This is a genomic window from Pseudoalteromonas holothuriae, assembly GCF_945859825.1.
In the GTDB taxonomy this organism is placed as follows: Bacteria; Pseudomonadota; Gammaproteobacteria; order Enterobacterales; family Alteromonadaceae; genus Pseudoalteromonas; species Pseudoalteromonas holothuriae.
The window spans coordinates 26,034-44,736 of the sequence record NZ_CAMAPC010000003.1 but is presented as its reverse complement, the minus strand read 5'-3'; the positions used below and the strand labels follow the sequence as shown (position 1 = coordinate 44,736).

The window sequence follows — 18,703 nt, the reverse complement described above, 5'->3', positions numbered from 1 at the left end:
TAGGCACTATAATGAATCAAATTGACACTTTGTCACCTTGGCTAATCAATATAAACGGACTCAAGCCCAATAATCCGATTATAGTCATGTTTGCATATGCTGGTGCAGGCGCATCGGTATTTTATCGCTGGGCAAAAGAGCTTGACCAATCGTCAGTGATTTTAGTGCAACTACCCGGAAGAGAACAAAGAAGTGGGGAAGCCTTACCTGATTCATTAGTACAATGTGCCACAGAGATCGTCGAAAATTTATGTGAACACCTGCCACAGAGCTCTCGCTGTACTTTTTTTGGTCATAGCTTAGGGGCGCTAATGGCATATGAGGTTGCTTATCAACATGGCCAACGGGCGTTTAACAAGTCGTTTTCGATTGAGCACATTGTGTTATCAGGACGCGGTTCGCCCAGTAGTGCTCCCACGCTCAGTCTAGTTCATACATTGCCAAGACAAGAGTTTTGGCAAGCGATTGTTAAAGAAGGGGGTATGGTAAAGGAGATAATGGCGATTCCAGAAATGCTGGATTTGATTGAGCCTGTACTTAGGGCTGACCTTAAACTCAATTGTGAGTATGTATGGCAGCCAAAGGTAAAGCTGCAAATTCCTCTAACTGTATTGGGTGGCTCTGAAGATAGTCACTACCACATTGATGCGCTCCATAATTGGCAAGAGGTCACCTCCTGTTCTGTTCATGTAAAAGAGTATCAAGGAGACCACTTTTTTATCAGTAATCATATGGCCCCTATTATTGAGCTACTCAAAGATCTGAGCAAAACACCGCAAATCAACCATGTTGCATGTTCAAACGCCTAACGGTGCTGTGTTGTTGGATGTTTTAAACAAGGAATCACAATGAAATTATTTAGTTCAATTTCCAAGCGGGTGTTTATGGTAACACTGCTGTTCTCGGTATTAGTCAGTATTTTTCCAGCAGTGATTAGTATTCGACTACTGGCGGATATAGGACAAGCCATCAGCCAAATTGGTCGTTCAGATAAGGTGATGGCTATGGGGCCTGCCTATTATGCCGGATTGGTAATGATTGTGATGTTGCTAACGATCGTGTCACGCTTTTTAATGAGTCGCTTTAAAGAAGACGTGTTAATGGCACTTCGCGAAAAGGCCGTGCAAAAGGTACTGGGTAGTACTTTGCAGAATATTGAAAAGATAGGTGTTGCAAAGCTTTATAACTTGCTTACAGAGGATGTTGGCTTGATCAGCTCTTTGTTTGCAACTTTGCCCCATTTGATTTTTAATTTTTTACTGATAGTTATTGGTTTTATTTACATTGGTCACTTGTCTATTGATATGCTGGTTTTGTTGTCTTCACTTACTTTAGCTGCGGCGCTTATTTCTTCGCTAATTCAACGTAGTGTGCAGCGTGAAACGTTTAATGAGCGGGGCATGAAAGACAAGCTGTATCAACTTTACGAGTCGATCATTTATGGCAAAAAAGAGCTTAGCCTAAGCTACACACGTACTAACTACTTACATAATAGCCAGTTAAGCGTTTTGATTAAGCAGTTGAAAGCCAAAGTAATCTCATTGGATCTAAAGTGGTCAGGATTAATAACTTTTGGCGATTCGATGGTCTTGATGATCATCTTGAGTATGCTACTTATGGCGGGTCATGTAGAAGTGGAGGTTTTATCCGTCACCGTACTTATTATTTTCTACCTACGAGGTGCGGTCGCAACTATCATGTCTAGTCTACCAACACTGCTCTACGCCAAAGTGGCATTTAACCGCCTGTCGGCTTTATCACAGTTCGCAGATGAGCCCTTTTCAGCGAGGCCCAGTTCGTTAAATGAGGTTAATGAGCTCAGTTATAAGGAGCTGTATTTTTCTTACGAAGATGAGCAGCACAGGCCTACATTTCAACTTGGGCCTTTGAATATCGTTTTCCAAAAAGGCGAAGTGACCATGTTAAATGGTGGCAATGGTAGTGGTAAGTCAACACTATGTAAGCTGATAGCAGGCTTGTATCCCTACCACAGTGGTGCAGTATATATTGATGGCACTGAAGTAACGGAACAAGATCAGTTACGATCCTTATATTCGTGTCAATTGTTTGATTTTTATCTATTTAAAGACCTTCCAGTGGAAGAACGCAAGTTGTCACAGGCGCAGCTAGAATTTGTGCACGACTTTCTAGCGGAGTTGCAACTGGAGCATGTGGTTTCTATACATGGCAATGAATGGAATAGCACCAACTTATCGTCTGGACAAAAACGCAGACTCGCATTGATAGCGACTTTGTTTGAAAGTAAACCAGTCGTTTTATTTGATGAATGGGCGGCGGACCAGGACCCCCATTTTAGAGGGTTCTTTTATCGAACCTTATTACCTCGATTAGCGCAACAAAACAAAATTGTGATTGTTGTGAGCCATGATGAGCATTATTTCAGTTTCGCGGACAAAATATATACCCTACGAGAAGGAAAGTTGGTAGCAGGTGCGTTACAAGATAAGCCCGTGTTAGAACATGTTTAATTGATAGGTAAAATAAGCTTTATAAGAGATGGAATTATGGAAGAAATTAATTTTAAAAAAATAATTGAACAATCCTACCGCCCTTTGGGAGAAGCGTCGGAGGCATTTGTAAGATACGCAATAGAAAATGAGTCGTTACATAAGAAGCAGGACTACCGAGTACAGAGCAACCTACCTGGTATGATCCAAAACTACAAGCATGCGATTCAGTCTTGGCCATTATTTATCAGTTCACAGTATATGGCCAAGATTCAAGATGCAGTAACGGTGTTGCCGCAGTTATTAACTCGGGTTCCCGAGTTATTCTTTGCGAATAACAGTGAAGCCGTGTGCGACTATTTTGGCGTGCAGGACAGGCTCCTAGTTAATATGTTGATGAGCCATAAATGGCGTAATGAAAGCGTGATAGCTCGAGGAGATTTTATCAACACCGCACAGGGGTTTATGTGTCTGGAGCAGAATGTAAGTAGTAACATTGGTGGTTGGCAGTTAGAAATCATTACTAAAAGTTACCTAGAAAGTGATGAAGTTAAAACTTTTTTGATGGAAAACAACTATCAGGCGAAGGTTGTTAATGTGGTTTATGACTGGTTAAATCATGCTGTCACTAAGTTAAAGCAACAAACGCTTAGTCAAGAATGTGAGTTAAATATTTTTGTCAGTTCTACCATGGAGTATCGTCGTGATGGAATGAAAGAATATTTTCAAGGCTTATATCAGCGAGTGCTGATGGAACATGGATTAGAGGGGTCGCTTATTTTGGACTCCTTTGAAGCGCTGACAATGCGAGAAAGAAAGGTTTGGTACGGTGACACTCGGGTGATAGGTATACTCAACCCGTTAGATGAAAGAGTACCAAAGGAACTACTTAGAGCATATATGTCATGCAAAGTTTATTTTATAGACAACCTATTGAGCTTTATTTACGGGGATAAAAGGTGTTTAGCGTTATTGTCTACCCACGCTGACAATGATGACTTATTCACAGAGCGAGAGCGGAGCATCATTCATGCCCACCTGCCTTGGACACGAGAAATTTCGTTGAAAGAAGTTGAGTATGAGGGTAAAACATGGAACTTGTATGAGTTGGCAACGGAGCTTCAAGATCAGTTTGTGCTTAAGCACGCAAAAGGCATGCAGGGGCGCGATTTATTCATTGGCTGCAAAGTGAGTAAAGAAGAGTGGTTAAGCGCCCTACAACAGACAAAATCAGACAACGCGTGGGTTATTCAGCAATACTATCAGTCGAATGAATATATCGCACAAAGCGGTGACAATGGTATTGGTCGATTTAACTTTATCTGGGGAACCTTCTGTTTTGGAGACAAGTTGAGTCGAGCTTGGATACGTCTAATGTCATCAGATAACAGCAGTGGTATCATTAACTCTCACAAAGGAGCAGAAGAGACCCAAGTATTTGTGGTAGATTCCGTCATAGAGTAAATAATACTACTTTTTAGTACAACCAGTACAAAAATGAGTATTAAATCAACACTTCGACGTTAAAGTGTATACCAGAATATCTGGCTTACTGAGTCAATGGTGTTCCTCTGTGTATTGTTATCCTATCACGACATCATTGTGCTTTAAAACGATAACTAAAGCCTGGTTCGCTGGACGCTTACTGATACTGATAAAGTGGTAATGCATTAATTAGTGAAGCAAAAAGCACCAAGGCTACCATTTATTCTTTATTGGCTATTACTTTTTATTGAGCGTATTTCTTTTTGGTTACTAGGAGACCAAGCTCTAAGCACTGCTGCTTTTTGTGTTAGCCACTCATAGTGAGTGTGTTCATGAGGGTTGAGAGTGATCTTGATATCATTTGGCACACAAATACTAAAGACATGTTCGGTGTTCATATTGGCACCTTCTATATATCGATGACGCCAGCATGGACGTATTTCATATTGATTGATACTTTTATGATCTTTAATTTTAATACCTAAAGCGTGTGCATCTATTCCTGTTTCTTCTTTTAGCTCTCTATAAGCGGTTTCTAGTAATGATTCGTTTTGTTCTACACCACCGGTTACTGATTGCCAAAAGTTGGCATCGTCAGTACGTTTTATCAATAAAAATTGGTGCGCATAATTATAGATAATTACTAACACGGAAATAGGTTTTCTTAATTGCATAGAGCAGATGTTAACTATGAGTCGGTTCGTATTGCTTTGATGATATCACTAGTGAGATGTAAAAAACATGGACCTAAAAAAAGCAGGCCCAAAACTGGACCTGCTATAATAACAACACCTAAACAGTGTGCTTAAGGAAGATAAAACACCACCAACATCCTTATTGGTTATAGCTATATCAACTTTGCTAAGGAGATAATGCTTTAAATGCGTAACCAATGATATAGGTATGTTTATTTATTGTAAACACATTATTTAATATTTTTTAACTTATACGCCTTGTTCTTATCACAATAGTCGCCTAATGTGTTGATCAACCTTTTGAATTTGCTTTATTTTTTGCATGTCCATTTTTTATCCACATTTGTCATTTAGTTTGGGTGTTAGCAATAGATTGTTTGTTAGCAGAGTTATTGCAAATCCAAATGCTCACGGATGAGCGCTTTAAACGACTTTTACATCAGTTAAAAAGGTGTGTTAATCACACCTATCGTTATCTTTAAAATATCACCCTAATTGCTCCACAGTCCAAGTATCGCCGTTGTGGGCGGTGCTTAACCATTTGCCCTGCAATAAACGGTCATCATGAGCGAGGAACTTTCCACTAAACCATTTATTTTCTAGTTTAATTTGCCCACCAAACTTGATGGACTCGTTTTCATTCGTACTCTCTACACGCCACTCTTGGCGGGTGTTGTTGTCGCCATGTAAATAGTCGTTAAAGTAATAGCAATCGAAAGAATCGCTCCATGCACCTAGTACAACATGAGTGCTTTGCTGCGTCTCAGTAGAGATGATTTTGATCACATCTCCCTGCTTAATTGAGCCTTGACAAGGGCGATCATCACTTTTTTGTGCATAAAACACCACCCGCTTATCTTGCCTGTTCACTGTGGGGAAATATGCAGTTAAACCAAGATCTGCGCCAATATGCTTCAACCAACCTGGGAGCGTTAAAGCGCTGTGTTTTAACGCTTCAGAGCTTTGACAAATGTAATCTCCATTTTGATTTTTCAAATAGAAACGGTCGTAATATTTGAGTGGCTGACCTACTGAGTTTGTATGGTTTAAAAAGCTCACTGCGTGAGCATCAGTACGCAGATTGGTTGAGTCAAGCAAGTGTTCAAAAGTGGGGGCATTTTTGACACGCTCACCAAACTCACTAATTTTATCTTCTTGGCCAAGCATCGTCAGTACGGTCTTAATCACTGAGGTGTGGTCAAACGGAGTGTTAGTTTTTGAGCGAAATACCGTACCTGGGGCAATTTGCGGTGAAATTAATAAGGTTGGAACCCGGCCACCAAAACGGTTAAATTCAAAACCATGTTGTAGCAATGCCTTTGGCTTGCCATCAAACCCTTTTGTTGGCTCAAAATCAGGCTGACCATCACCCCAAGGTGGTGTTGCTGGGCCAGGTGGTACATGATCATAAGCACCAACAGGTTCGTCAAAAGTAACAATTAATAATGTTTTTTGCCAAGCTTGTTGATTAGAGATTAGGCTTTCATACACGGATTGTACATAGTTTTCACCGACGTTTACGTTACCAGGAGGGTGGTAGTCATTGCCCATTTCGGTAAATAGTGCTTCCATACCTCTATTTACGGCACTTGTAGAAATAGTCCAGTAGGGCTCAAGGTAACTAAACTTGGGTAAGCTACCATCACGAGCCATAGAATGAAATTTTTCTATTTTGTCAAAGTGGCTGTCAAGGTTGTCAATGCCCTCATGTAGTGCAGGAAACAACCGATAGGTGTAACATGAGTCAAGCTCACCGGAGCAGAGCTCGCCTAAGTAGTCTTTAGTGGGAACAATCTTAGGCAATAATTCCTTAATTTCTTCTAATCGTTTGGTTGTTTCGCTGTCAAATGTTAAATCAAAATTCGTTGAGATAAACTCAACACCTTTGATAATGGAATCAATTTCTTGTTGAATCCAATCAACTGTATTAGAGGATAACACGTTGAGGATTGTTGAGATTTTTTCAGGGAGCATGCTGGTTTCCCAAAATACCATCCAGCTTTCGTTACTCTCTTCCAGTGCATTGAAAATGGTTTTATGTAAAAAACGGTCGTCTCCAACTCCCATTCCAAGATGGTTTTCAATCGCCTCCGCATTTGGATTAGTTTCAAGATAACCATTATCAACTAACCCTTGAGAGGTGCCAGTAAGAGAAAATGCACGATTGGGGTTGGTTTGTGAAGGTACTGATGAAAACCAATGATCGCACACTGCGTAATGGCGCGCTAACCCGTTGAGTACAGGTAGCTGGTGAGCACTGTAGGTTTGCATGATATGCGGAGCAAAAAACGTGATATCTTGCTCTGTTAAAGGGGAAGGGTGTTCTTCATCGCCACTAAGTTTCTTTATATAGGCAGCAAAGTAGCCACCCATAGTTACATAGTTAGCAAGGTCGCCATCTTTATCAGTTTCGCTATCTTCAGTTTCTGGCTTGTTGATATAAAATAGCTGCTTTTGTACGTTGTCATAGTCTTCTCCTGGAGAATTACTGGGCACCGTTAAGCCTGAAGCGCCATGAATAGGTGCTTGACTTAACTTGCCAGCATAATTAGTGAGTTGCCTCAAATCTATGTCTTGTAATCCTTCATAAGCGCGTTCACCTGATTTTAATGGTGGAATGTTAACATTGGGTACATCGTGTTCGTACAACCAGCCAAGTAAATTATCCAATGAGCGGTTTTCTAGCATTAGAAGTACAATGTGTTCAATATTATGTTGTGTAGCCATGAGATTTCCTTGCTAAACGAAAGTGAGTGGGCTGAATTATGTTCAATATATGTGCAGCTGCTCATAAGGACAAGGCTGGTGTAACGTGCTGTAATTGAGCAAATCGTCAATAGCACACTATAGTAAAATGGTGTTTAATGTAACAAGGATAATATTATGTTGCCGTTACCGTTCAAACGACCCATATGGGTAAAACAGTGCGCATTACTATCAACATCTTTAAGTGTGTATGCATACTCACATGAGGTGAGTAACCTGCAAGCAAATTAGTTTGCTTCACCTGTTCGCAACCCACCTGAAGGCAAAAATAGTCCTTTCGCGTTTGTTAATGGCAAAGATGAATCTAGCAACATTGTCGGTAAAAGTGCCAATGAGTCATTACGTGGCTCTTTGGCAGTAGCAAATATGACCATGGCAACTTAAACCCAAACTTTTAGCGACGTAACAGGCTCCAATCCGCAAATATAGCGTGAGAATTGTTTTGCGTGCCATGGTATTAGCAGTGGTGACTCGACCATGGAAGTTAGCCATATTTATAACAATTACTTAAAGTGGATAAAGATCTCGCAACAATAGCTTTCTCCCAAAACTTGGTGGTGCTGGATCGCGTTCAGTACCACTTTATTTAAAGAAATTATACCGATGGGCCATAATACTTAATCATTTTGAGGAACTAAACCTGCCGCTAGTTGCGTTGAAAATTTCTGATTTAGAACAACTAAATAGCAAAATTTCCGTCTTGCCTATATGGATGTAGGTACTTTGGCGGTAGCAGGACGCTAGAGCGGTGCTATCGACAAGGTTTCATTTTCTCACAGTAGAGCACTTAATTATGGCAATTGGTATAAGATGTTAGTGCGCTAATCTTCCTGTTCTCTCAACCATTTTTGTTATTGAGTATATAACACTAGTATGAATTGCTGGTTTTTCATTTTTTATTAATAAAAGTTTAACTTTAATTCTATAGTGTATTTACTCCAATAAATTCATAGAGATTAAAATGAAAACCTCGTGCTTAGTAAAATCATTCGCCATGCTAGTGGCAATAACTGCTTGTTGCGCCAAAGCATTACCCCAGTGTGCAGACTCAACATGGATGGAAATTAATTACACAAAACCGAATTTACCTAATAATGGTTACAGAAATGGGCTTAACCGCTTTATAACATGGCTGCCTAGTTTTCATATGATCCATGATGTAGTGGTTGCTCAGGGTAGTAGCACCACGCTTACTGCCAAGTTTGATTACGGTGCAATTGCACACAAAGACTTAGAGTATGAAACAGTGCGTTTTTATATTCGCGGTCAACAAGATAACCAATGGCAGTTTTTATCAGAGCAAGTCACTAATAGCGATGGTAAAGCATTTGTGACTATTCCAGAATTACCCGCGGGGCAATATAGAGTATATGCAGGGGTACCAGCAGATGGCAGTGGCACAGAAGGTTTTGTAACTGTTATTGACCCCAATACACCCGCAGTTTTATTTGATATCGATGGTACATTAACACTTTCTGATGAAGAGGCAATCGGTGATTATGCAGGCATTGATAGAGCTGATGCGCGTGATGGCGCATATAGCTTAGTTCGCCGCTATATAGATTTAGGCTATCAGCCACTTTATTTAACCGCTCGGGTGTATTGGTACGCAAAGGGCACACGCAGCTGGCTTGATTGGATGGGCTTACCCGAGGGTATACTTAGAACCTCTTTGAGTAATGAAACCAGTTTGTTCAAAACAGCCGAGTATAAAGTTGATCAAATTAACCGCTTTAGAGCACAAGGGCTAAATATTGTTCGTGCTTATGGTAATGCGAAAACCGATGCTCAAGCTTTTATTGAAGCAGGCATTGGCCATGATCATAGCTTCACGATTGGTGAAGATGCTGGTCACTATGGTACGACGGCTATTTTGGATGATGGCTATATTGAGCATATTACACAGCATGTTGATAACTTTGACGCTGCAAGTTGTCAATAAAGACAGCTAAGCCTGTGATTGATGAAATGCCACACGTTTAATATGATGAAATTCTCAAATAAGTTCAAAACGACGAAGAAGCCTTAACTATGAGACTAATTAGGAAGACGGCAGTAACTAATCATATATCTGTTGTCTTCCTGACGAAGGTCAGGATCTCTTACCCAATTGCATTTATGATTTATGGGGTTTAATTACTGATAGCAATAGACCCCTTAGTATTAAGACACAGTAGTGTTAGTGACTAGCCGAACATCTGACTTTCGTTTTAAGGCTTTGCTAAAGACTCGCCGTTTTAACGTTACCTGTAGCATGATAAAAACCAATATCGCTTGAATGCATACCGTTACCACTGAAATTGTCCACATCGTTGATATTGTCAGCGCTTGTTGGCTGAGATAAAAAAATAGTAAACAACAAAAACTACCGATTCGGATACTTGTACCAAGTAAAGACGGCCAAGTATTGCCAAATGCTTGAAACATGGCAGAGGCAGAAAATACAATTCCAGCGGGCACAAAATTAAAGCCAATAAAACTTAAAAAAGTTGTTGCAGCTCTTATCACTTGTGGGTCATCACTAAAAGCTGTGAAAAAGATATGTGGTACTACAATACAAGGAATAGAGATCAATAACATTAATGTGACGGTTATTAGCATGGTAAATTTATAGGTGACATACACACGTTTTAACTTACCTGCTGCATAGTTTTGGCCTGCAATAGCGGGCGCTGCAAAAGCGATAGCCAGTACGGGTAAAAACAATGATTGCATAATGCGGCTGCCTAAGCCAAACCCTGCTTGCTCATGTGCGCCAAAGTCAGCTAATACCCAATAAATCACAGCCATATACAAGAAGGTAAGCATAAATTCGCTGCCAGCGGGTACACCAACTCTGAGCAAGTTTTTAAGGGTAGGCCAATCAGAGCGTATGTCAGCAACGCGTAATTGCAATGTCTTTTTATTATTTTTTAAATACAACATGCTAAGCAACAGAGCAATAATAGCGGCAATGGAACTGGCCAACCCGGCACCGCTCACCCCCATGGGAGTAAATACACCAACCCCAGTAATCAAAATAGGCGATAGTATTGCATTTATGATCAGAGCGAACATTTGCATCATCATAAATGGTTTTACTAATCCTGCACCTCGCATTGAAGCCATGATGGCTGTTAATACAAACTGCAAAGAGATGGAAGGTAAAAACCAGTAAAAGTAATCAATACACGCTTGATAAGTAGCGTTATCTACGGCTGTCGCTAAAAAGTAATTGCCTGAAAAACCATAACCAACAACCAAGCTTAACAAAGTGGCGAGCACACTATAAAACATTGTATGGCTATATATTTTGTTGGCATGCTGTTTGTCTTTGCGACCAATGGCATGGGCAATCAAAGTGGCACAGCCCACATTAAACACTTGTGTTAGTGCCATCACAAAAAAGAATAAATTACCCGCGGTACTAACGCCAGCCAATGCAGTTTTGCCAATATGGCCTACAAAGTATAAGTCAATAATAAAATAGAGTGTTTGTATTAACATGCCAATGGCGATGGGCAGCGCCATACTGATAATATGTTTTTGTATAGGGCCTTTTGTTAAGTCTTGCATTCATGTCCTTGATTGATATTTCAGACAAACAGCGTAACGAAATATAAACGTATAAGCATGATTCAAATTGCGTTTTGTGACGTGATTTGTCTGAATAATTATCTGCAGTAATTCTGTCACTATATAGTAGTTTTTATTGTGGGTACACAGTTGGAGGGGGTGATGTTAAGTCTGTTATTTGAGCGTTTAAAGGTGGTAGCAAGTGGTTTGTTTTGTCCATCGGTGGTGCTAAGTTAGTTAAATTAAGTTGGTAATGGATTTGAACGATTGGCTTTAAAAAATTCTCGAACGTTAGGTTATTGTATTGCTGTATTAGCTTTGTTATTTGCATGGGTTTTGGCAAATGGTGAGCTGGAGTTTTATGATATCGCCCAAGGTAGTGTCCATAAAGTGGTGCAGCTAGATGACAGCGAAGCTGCTAATAAATTAAAGGTGAATGAAAACCTGCAATCTCAAGCACCGTTACCGATTCAACGGGTGGAGCGCTATTGCAATATGGATGGTTTTATTAAACGTCAGCAAGCGCGCTCTAAACAAAAGCTAGGCATGTTAGGACCAGAGTTTAAAAATATACAACATGAATTTAGCGCTCAGGGTGCGCCAACAATCATGCTATCTATTTATTATACGAGCTTAAAAGCATCCGTGTTCGATGCTTTAATTACACGTTTGCATACGGTGCATGGTATTTACGCACAGTTGATTGCTAGTAGTAATAATAAGGTAGTGAATGTGAATTTAGTTATTTTATCTAGCCGGGCTGATTATGAAGATTACACGTCGCGATATGGCTTTGACCCACGAACTAGCCAAGGTGTATTTTTTCATGGCAGTAACTCCGCATTTGTTGAGTATAAGAGTGATCCGCAAGTTGTAAAAACGGCGGTACATGAAGCAATACATGCAATGAATTTACGTTTAGTGGGCTTAACACCTAGATGGCTTAACGAAGGCATGGCACAGTTATTTTCAGCTGTTGAGTTTAAAAATGGACAGTTAGACTATGAGACTGAAGGAAAAAGCTTACTTACTGAACCATATGATATCTATGCATTATTAGCTTCTGAATCTCAGTGGGAGAGCATAGATACAAACCTCTTGTATTACAGTGGTTGGTCGTGGCTGAGCTTTATGATGGGAGAACCTCAAGGCGCAAACACATTAAAAAAACTATTAAAAAAAGAGGGGGCTAATCCCTGTGATGTGCTCAATAGCGACGACACTTATCAGGTATTACAAAATGCGTTTCCTACTTTTGAGCAAGCATTTTATGATTGGCGACAAGCTATAAAAAGAGCGATTAACTCCTCTGAAAATTAACTTGTTTCCATGGTTTGTTTTACAGTGAGTGGTATTTTAATTGCAGGTAATTATAGGCCTGCTAATGACTGGTAAATTCATCTTATTAACAATAAAACCTCAGGTCGGGTATAACGCGAGTACGGATATTAAGCAGTTTATATGCTGCTTAATCGGTTGGCTAGAACTTAAGGTAGTTAAGATAAAATTGCCCCTTTTGTGTTTTTATAAACATAAAGGGGCGTATATCAGGGGGAGAGAAGTTATAGTGTTGCAAGAATTTGTTTTGCGGTGTTTCTGGTTAAACACGCTGCCATAGGAGACTTATTAAATTTTTTTCGACTTACCGTTTGCAAAGTACTGCTATGTTTGTGAGTGTTATTTAGTACTATGACTTTGCACTCAATGTTGTTTTCAACTTCACTATAACGCAGCTCTACGCGCTCTGCCTTGCGGATCACATTTTTATATGGGTAACCTTCATTGGTATTGATATGCTCAACATGTTGGTGTTTTGCATACGTCGCAGTGGTGAATATAATCAATAATAGTGTTATTAACGTTTTCATTATGTACTCTCTATTGCTAGTTGGCTTGAGGAAATTATTGGCTTATTTGACATCACTGACAAACGATAAAAACTGCTCTATAATTAAGTTTTTCTTAACTATGTTCGTGTCATGAGTTTACCTCCATTAAAAAGCCTGATGTATTTTAAATACGCAGCTCAGCTAGGTAGTTTTAAGCTAGCATCACAGCAATTGTTTGTTACACAGGCTGCCATTAGCCAACAAATAAGGGCTTTAGAGGCACATTTAAGCTGTGAATTGTTTATTCGCCAAACTAGAAAGGTAACGTTAACTCGACAAGGTGAGCAGTTATTACCTTATGTATTGGCAGCATTTAGCCAGTTTGAAGAGGGTGTAAAAGCGCTGCACCAAGATCCTTCTCCACATACCCTTAACTTATCAGTATTGCCGTCCTTTGCTGCCTGTTGGTTACTTCCCAAAATTCATGACTTTCAACAGCACCATAGTGATATTAAATTACGAATTGACCCAAGTGATAAACTGATAGATTTTGAACAAGGAGAGGCTGATTTAGGGATACGCTTTGGTTTAGGAAATTATATGGATGTGCATAGTGAGCTGCTCGGTGGAGATCATATGCTATTAGTTTATAAATCAGACATGTTAGATAAAACAAAGCCACTTAAACCTCAGCTGTTAGCGCAAAGGCTAATCATGGACGTTTGCCCCGATGCAGACCGGGCATGGCAGTTAATGTTTGATGAGCTTGGCGTAACAGAGGAGCAAAAGCCAGACTTTTTAGAAATTGATAATGCGGCGCTGGTGGTGCAAAGCGTTTTGTCTGGACAAGGGGTTGGCATGCTTAGGCGCAGACTTATTGAGAGTCAGTTAGCACACCTACAATTACAAATCTGGCCGGGCTTTGAGTTACTCTGTGAGTATCAATATTATCTAGTGGGCCCCATGAGTCATTTTTCTTGGACTAAAGTAATGGCTTTTAAAAATTGGCTTCAGTTACATTTTAACCAATCATGTTGATTGTGATGGTGATCTATATTAGCGCAACCAGTTTATTTGCTTAATGCCTGTGCTATTGGCGATATTTGAAACCGGTTCCAAAGCATCTACTATTTCAAAATTCTTATTCCAGCCTGAGACTTTATACGATACAGGTGGTAATTGACTCGCGCTTGACTTGAAGTTGTCATTGCATTTTCCTCCATGATCGTAGTGGGTTATACCTAGATTATGCTAAAGTGCTTATGAAAGTTTGTGGTGTGTGAAACTCTACCAATGTGTGGTTTGTGTAAATTACACTGGATTACACGGTTGAATAACGGGTACTCTGTGCCTATTGAGGTAAATTGGCTTGGCACTATGCTTGCTTTATCTGTTTAGCTGTTTTGGTCATGCAAAGTAGGTGTTGCATGAAAAGTCTATTTGGGGTGTAAAATGCGCAAGCATGTGGTATTTACTATCTTCTTTTTATTGCTTTTATCGGGATGCGGTCAAGATATTCCGTTAGCTGAAGAGGTGGTGCATCAATTTGAAGCGGAGCCTTTACTTACAGGCCAAATTTCTGACGATGGTCGGTTGTTATTAACGGTGACCACCTCAGAGCAAGTTAAAATTTGGCGAGCGGCATCAAAGCAAGTTGAGTACCAAGTGCCTGAAAGTGAGTTACTCAAGCCTGTTCGTCATGCGCTTCTGTCGAATGATAATTCATTATTACTGATTGCTAACTACGATACGTTAGGCGTATGGTCTGTGTCGGGTAAGGCGTTCATACATAAAGTACAATTTAATGGTGTTGATTCAATGGCCGCAATCAGTCACATTGCGTTATCGCCTAACAATGGTCGGGTCTTAGTTGCGATGACGGATGGTTCGTTAAATATGGCTGACTTAAATACCCGTCTTAATAACCGCTTTAAACCGCACGCTCGTCCTATCGACTTTTTGTTGTTTGGTAATCAAGGTGAGTTATTTTTATCCGGTGCGCAAGACGGAAAAGTAGGGTTATGGCAATTTGGCTCACCAAAGCCTTTGTTTGAAAAAGAGTTTGCACATCGTGTCACAAGTTTAAGCGTTGATCATGGTTTCTCACGCCTTTTTGTATCGGATGGCTTGAACGCTCAACATATAAAAACATTAACCCGTGGTGATGAAGTAACAAAACTAAACTATTCTGCGCGTTTTAAAGTCTTTAGGAAGTCACTGTTTATTCCCTCAACTCAGTTACTAGCAACTTCATCTTCTAAATCACATCTAAGTTTATGGAATACACAAACGGGAGATGAGTTAGGCACTTGGACTATTAGCACACAACGTTCAGGGGCAACCATTATATCTATGCACGCAACACAAACTGGCAAACTTTATACGTTAAATAGTGATGCAATGCTTCAACGTTGGGATTTAAATGCGCTAACGCTTTAAATAAAAGGCACCAATATGATTAGAGTAATGTTACTTGGGCTATTTACTTGCCTTTTAGTCGCGTGTGGTGAGCCAGCTATGTTCACATCAACTGAAAAACATCAGTTTAGTGATGCGTTGGTACTTGACGGGCAAATATCGGCAGATGCTAAGCAAGTGATGTTATTGATTGAGGGCCCTAACTTAGCAGTATGGCGCACTCATGATAAGCAAATTGTAATGACGTTAAATGAAGAGCAATTACCAGCGAAAGTGCGTGCTATATCGTTAAGCGAGCGCGCGAAGTTATTAATTGTCGCGGGTGATAACAGCGTGCAGTTGTGGCATAGCCTTAGTGGCAAATTACTTGGCACCATAGATCTTTACGCAGTGGATGAACTGGCTAGAGTATCTGCATTGACAACGAGAAAAGACGGCAGTGAAATAGCAGTTGGTTTCACCGATGGTTCTGTGGCGTTATTTGATTATGAAAATAAAAAGATGAAACAATTTATGCCACATTCTAGTAACATTATGGCTATTGAGTTTTACCAGAACAAGATCATAACGGGCTCGCATGATGGCTCTGTTAAAGCATGGGATGCGCATACAGGTACTACGCAATATCAACGTCAGTACACCTCAAGGTTAAGCAGTTTGGCATTATCAGCAGATAAGCAACAGCTTTTTGTAGCTGATGGACTGAAGACTCAGCAGGTGTTGCTAGCTGAAAATGGTGAGGTTGCAAGTGAGCTAACTTACATCTCGCGCTTTAAATGGTTTAGGCAGGCACTATTTATACCAAATTCTAACTACCTGGTGACTTCAACCCCAAAATCAGAACTCAATGTTTGGGAAACTTCACTAGGTAAAGAGCAGGTAAGCTGGCAAATAGACTCACATAGCATGGGAACAACATTGCTAGACATGGTGATCATAAACAACGAGTTAATAACGCTTAGCAGCGAAGGCGTGATTGAAGTATGGCCGCTGATGTCTATTTTGACACAGCTTTAACCACTTATTTTATATTAGTATAATGATCAAATGACAGGTTTAATAATGCGTTTGAATAGCTTAATTCATTTTTTACAGCATAATAAAATTCAGCTGCTTTTGGTGGCTGTGTTTTGTGCTACTAATGCGACAGCAAATGTGACGCTCTCGAATGAAGTGTGCAAGGGCTTTTTATATGAGGCACAGCAACTTGAACGTGCAGGTAGCAGTGAAAAAGGGGCTCCATCGTATGGGCGATTTCAACGACTAGAAGAGCGTTTAAGGTTATTTTGTCCCGATATTAGCTATCAGGCACTATCAAAAAATGTGAGTAAAAATAAAGCAAAGAGTGATAATAAACCTATCTTGCAAGTGGCTGCTATTGACTTAAAGCAAGGTATAGAACCATACGAGAGCACAAAAAAACAGCAAGCATGGCTAGCGTTTTATCGCGCCACAGAGCGTTGTACAAAAATGCGAAAGACGACACAAGAACACGTGTATTGTACAGAGGAAATATCAAAGCAAAAACGTTTATTTGACCTACACTGGGAAGGTTTGGAGCAGTCAAAAGAGCGTGATGTGGCTGCACTGAAAAAAGTTGAACCGAAAAAGCACGTTGTTACTAATCACAGTGTAGAGCAAAAAATAAACCCCAGTACTCAAGACACTAACAGCAGTCATGTTAAACCAAATACCACTAACAGTCGTGACCAGTATAAGCAAAGCCCTCAACAAGCCTCTACTTGGTTGTTTATCGGCCGCTATATTTGGCTTATTTTACTTATCACAAGTATTGTGGTTGTAACTGTTACGCTTTGGCCCTATACACGAAGAATTCTTAATAACCAAATAAGTAGACTATTCCTAAGTACTTTTTTATCTAAATCATTACCAAAGACTGATTACTATTTAGCTGGGAAAATACACTTTGTAAGTGATGGCAAAACGCACCATATTGATCAATTGATTCTCTCAAAATTTGGTGTTTTTGTTGTGCAATATCAAACTCAGTGCGGGTCTATTTGGCAAGATACGCATTCAGAACTATGGACGCAAAGTGTTGACGATGAACGTTATTATTTCGATAATCCTATTGTGGATTTGGATAAGAAAGTGGCTTTTTTAAAAGACTTATTAGATATTGAGGGGCATGTTCAAGGCTGTATTATATTTCCGAATGACGTATCTTTTAGAACGACAGTGCCCAGCCAAGTCTGCCTGTATGACCAAGCCCCAAGCTATATTAAACAAATAGATACGCCATATTTTGAATTGCAACGACTAGAGGCACTCAAAGAACAAATTAAGTTATACCAGAAAGACACATCATTCACAGAGCGCTTTAGTCAGCTTGTGACTCAAGGGCCTTAATTATTTTTGTGCCACAAAAAGGTATAGCCTAGTTTAGATTGGCTCTTATGATGGTGCAGAAGCAGTGCTGTAGCGTAAAGAACTTAAGCTATAAGTTCTTTACGTGGTGACTTTAGTGAGGAACTAAATAATTTATTTAGACAAAAAATGTGCGCTATTTGTCTATAAACTTTTACTCGCTTAGTTGCCTAACTAAAGCTTCGCCCACAGCTTGGGCACTTGCAGGGTTTTGCCCAGTAATTAATCTACCATCCTCTACTACAAATACACCCCAAGGTTGCACTTTGTTAAAGCGTGCCGCGTTTCGAGTCAGCGACTCTTCTAATAAAAAAGGGATATCTTCAATTGTGCCATAATCAATTTCTTCTTCACGCGTAAAGCCTGTTACAGATTTATTGGCTAATAACTTATCGCCATTACTTAATGTTATAGGTAATAATCCCGCAGGGCCATGACACACAGCTGCTAGTATACCACCACTCTCATAATGCTTAGCGCTCAGAGCAGCAAAGCTCTGATTGCTTGCTAAATCGGATAGCAAACCGAAACCACCTGGGTAATAAATTGCATCATAACCATTAATATCAAGCTCTGTTATTGCAATGGTATTATCAACTTTACTTTGAAAGATTTCATTACTCAAAATTTCATTATTCACTGTATCATCTTCTATATCTGTACCATACAGTGGTGCTTTACCTCCATTTATTGAGGCAATATCGTAATCATATCCTGCCTCTAAAAATATGTGTAAAGCATGTGTTAGTTCAGGAGAAAAAGTACCGTTTTCTTTATCAGTAGTGCCCAGTGTGGGGTGGTTGGTGACTGGGATTAGTATTTTTTTCATTGAAAAGTCCTTTATCTGCGTTGCTACAATATTAGGTTAAGTTTACGGATACAGATTAACTTTAGATCATTTTACAGCTTTGCAACTAGGGTTTGTCGACCTTTGTTGTTTTTCCCCTAGTGAGTTGGCAGTTTAGATAAGGCAAGGGCTGTCCTGAAGAGGCGAAGTCGCATCATCATTCTATGTGAGTTCGCCTCAATGTCGAATAAACTGTCAACCCGCGCTGCTTTTTGGTCTAAACCAAATGCTTCCACTGTTTTGTCATTCGCG

15 protein-coding genes are annotated in these 18,703 nt (G+C 39.9%); 9 read left to right on the top strand and 6 right to left on the bottom strand.

What is annotated here, in order from left to right:
• Positions 1-11 precede the first annotated feature (11 nt).
• From OCI93_RS04735 to OCI93_RS04725, 3 genes are read left to right on the top strand one after another with little or no spacing between them, the layout of a single operon-like run.
• A complete protein-coding gene (locus OCI93_RS04735; RefSeq protein WP_261591376.1) occupies positions 12-809 on the top strand; it encodes a thioesterase II family protein in 798 nt (265 codons plus the stop codon).
• Positions 810-848: 39 nt separating this feature from the next.
• Positions 849-2,489, top strand: a complete 1,641-nt coding sequence (locus OCI93_RS04730; RefSeq protein WP_261591377.1) for a cyclic peptide export ABC transporter — start codon at positions 849-851, stop codon at positions 2,487-2,489.
• Positions 2,490-2,525: 36 nt separating this feature from the next.
• Entirely contained in the window at positions 2,526-3,932 is a 1,407-nt protein-coding gene (locus OCI93_RS04725) for a hypothetical protein (protein ID WP_261591378.1), read from the top strand.
• Between the two features lie 248 nt (positions 3,933-4,180).
• Here OCI93_RS04725 and nudB read toward each other — a convergent pair whose 3' ends face one another.
• The 3 genes from nudB to OCI93_RS04710 form a co-directional block, all read right to left on the bottom strand.
• A complete protein-coding gene (gene nudB / locus OCI93_RS04720) occupies positions 4,181-4,627 on the bottom strand; it encodes a dihydroneopterin triphosphate diphosphatase (RefSeq protein WP_261591379.1) in 447 nt (148 codons plus the stop codon).
• Positions 4,628-5,134: 507 nt separating this feature from the next.
• Entirely contained in the window at positions 5,135-7,375 is a 2,241-nt protein-coding gene (locus OCI93_RS04715) for an alkaline phosphatase family protein (protein WP_261625876.1), read from the bottom strand.
• A gap of 266 nt (positions 7,376-7,641) precedes the next feature.
• Positions 7,642-7,788, bottom strand: a complete 147-nt coding sequence (locus tag OCI93_RS04710; RefSeq protein WP_261591381.1) for a hypothetical protein — start codon at positions 7,786-7,788, stop codon at positions 7,642-7,644.
• A 587-nt stretch (positions 7,789-8,375) separates the two neighbouring features.
• Here OCI93_RS04710 and OCI93_RS04705 point away from each other — a divergent pair.
• Positions 8,376-9,356, top strand: coding sequence for an LNS2 domain-containing protein (locus OCI93_RS04705; RefSeq protein ID WP_261625875.1), 981 nt, complete (start codon positions 8,376-8,378; stop codon positions 9,354-9,356).
• A gap of 221 nt (positions 9,357-9,577) precedes the next feature.
• On the opposite strand, the gene OCI93_RS04700 is transcribed toward OCI93_RS04705, so the two are convergent.
• Positions 9,578-10,969, bottom strand: a complete 1,392-nt coding sequence (locus OCI93_RS04700) for an MATE family efflux transporter (RefSeq protein ID WP_261625874.1) — start codon at positions 10,967-10,969, stop codon at positions 9,578-9,580.
• A 267-nt stretch (positions 10,970-11,236) separates the two neighbouring features.
• Between OCI93_RS04700 and OCI93_RS04695 the strand changes: the two genes are divergently transcribed.
• Positions 11,237-12,289 (top strand): DUF1570 domain-containing protein, encoded by a 1,053-nt coding sequence (locus OCI93_RS04695; protein ID WP_261591384.1) that lies wholly within the window; start codon positions 11,237-11,239, stop codon positions 12,287-12,289.
• A gap of 242 nt (positions 12,290-12,531) precedes the next feature.
• Here the strand turns inward: OCI93_RS04695 and OCI93_RS04690 are convergent, their stop codons facing one another.
• On the bottom strand, positions 12,532-12,837 hold the full coding sequence (locus OCI93_RS04690) for a hypothetical protein (protein WP_261591385.1): 306 nt from the start codon (positions 12,835-12,837) through the stop codon (positions 12,532-12,534).
• 111 nt (positions 12,838-12,948) lie between these two features.
• On the opposite strand from OCI93_RS04690, the gene OCI93_RS04685 reads away from it, so the two are divergent.
• From OCI93_RS04685 to OCI93_RS04670, 4 genes are all read left to right on the top strand, one after another.
• Positions 12,949-13,836 carry a LysR substrate-binding domain-containing protein gene (locus OCI93_RS04685; protein WP_261591386.1) on the top strand — a complete coding sequence of 296 codons (888 nt, stop codon included), beginning with the start codon at positions 12,949-12,951 and terminating at the stop codon, positions 13,834-13,836.
• A gap of 414 nt (positions 13,837-14,250) precedes the next feature.
• On the top strand, positions 14,251-15,237 hold the full coding sequence (locus OCI93_RS04680) for a WD40 repeat domain-containing protein (protein WP_261625873.1): 987 nt from the start codon (positions 14,251-14,253) through the stop codon (positions 15,235-15,237).
• Between the two features lie 15 nt (positions 15,238-15,252).
• Entirely contained in the window at positions 15,253-16,233 is a 981-nt protein-coding gene (locus OCI93_RS04675; RefSeq protein ID WP_261591388.1) for a WD40 repeat domain-containing protein, read from the top strand.
• A 45-nt stretch (positions 16,234-16,278) separates the two neighbouring features.
• Entirely contained in the window at positions 16,279-17,586 is a 1,308-nt protein-coding gene (locus tag OCI93_RS04670) for a nuclease-related domain-containing protein (RefSeq protein ID WP_261591389.1), read from the top strand.
• A 172-nt stretch (positions 17,587-17,758) separates the two neighbouring features.
• On the opposite strand, the gene OCI93_RS04665 is transcribed toward OCI93_RS04670, so the two are convergent.
• Positions 17,759-18,433 carry a type 1 glutamine amidotransferase domain-containing protein gene (locus OCI93_RS04665; RefSeq protein WP_261625872.1) on the bottom strand — a complete coding sequence of 225 codons (675 nt, stop codon included), beginning with the start codon at positions 18,431-18,433 and terminating at the stop codon, positions 17,759-17,761.
• Positions 18,434-18,703: the final 270 nt, after the last annotated feature.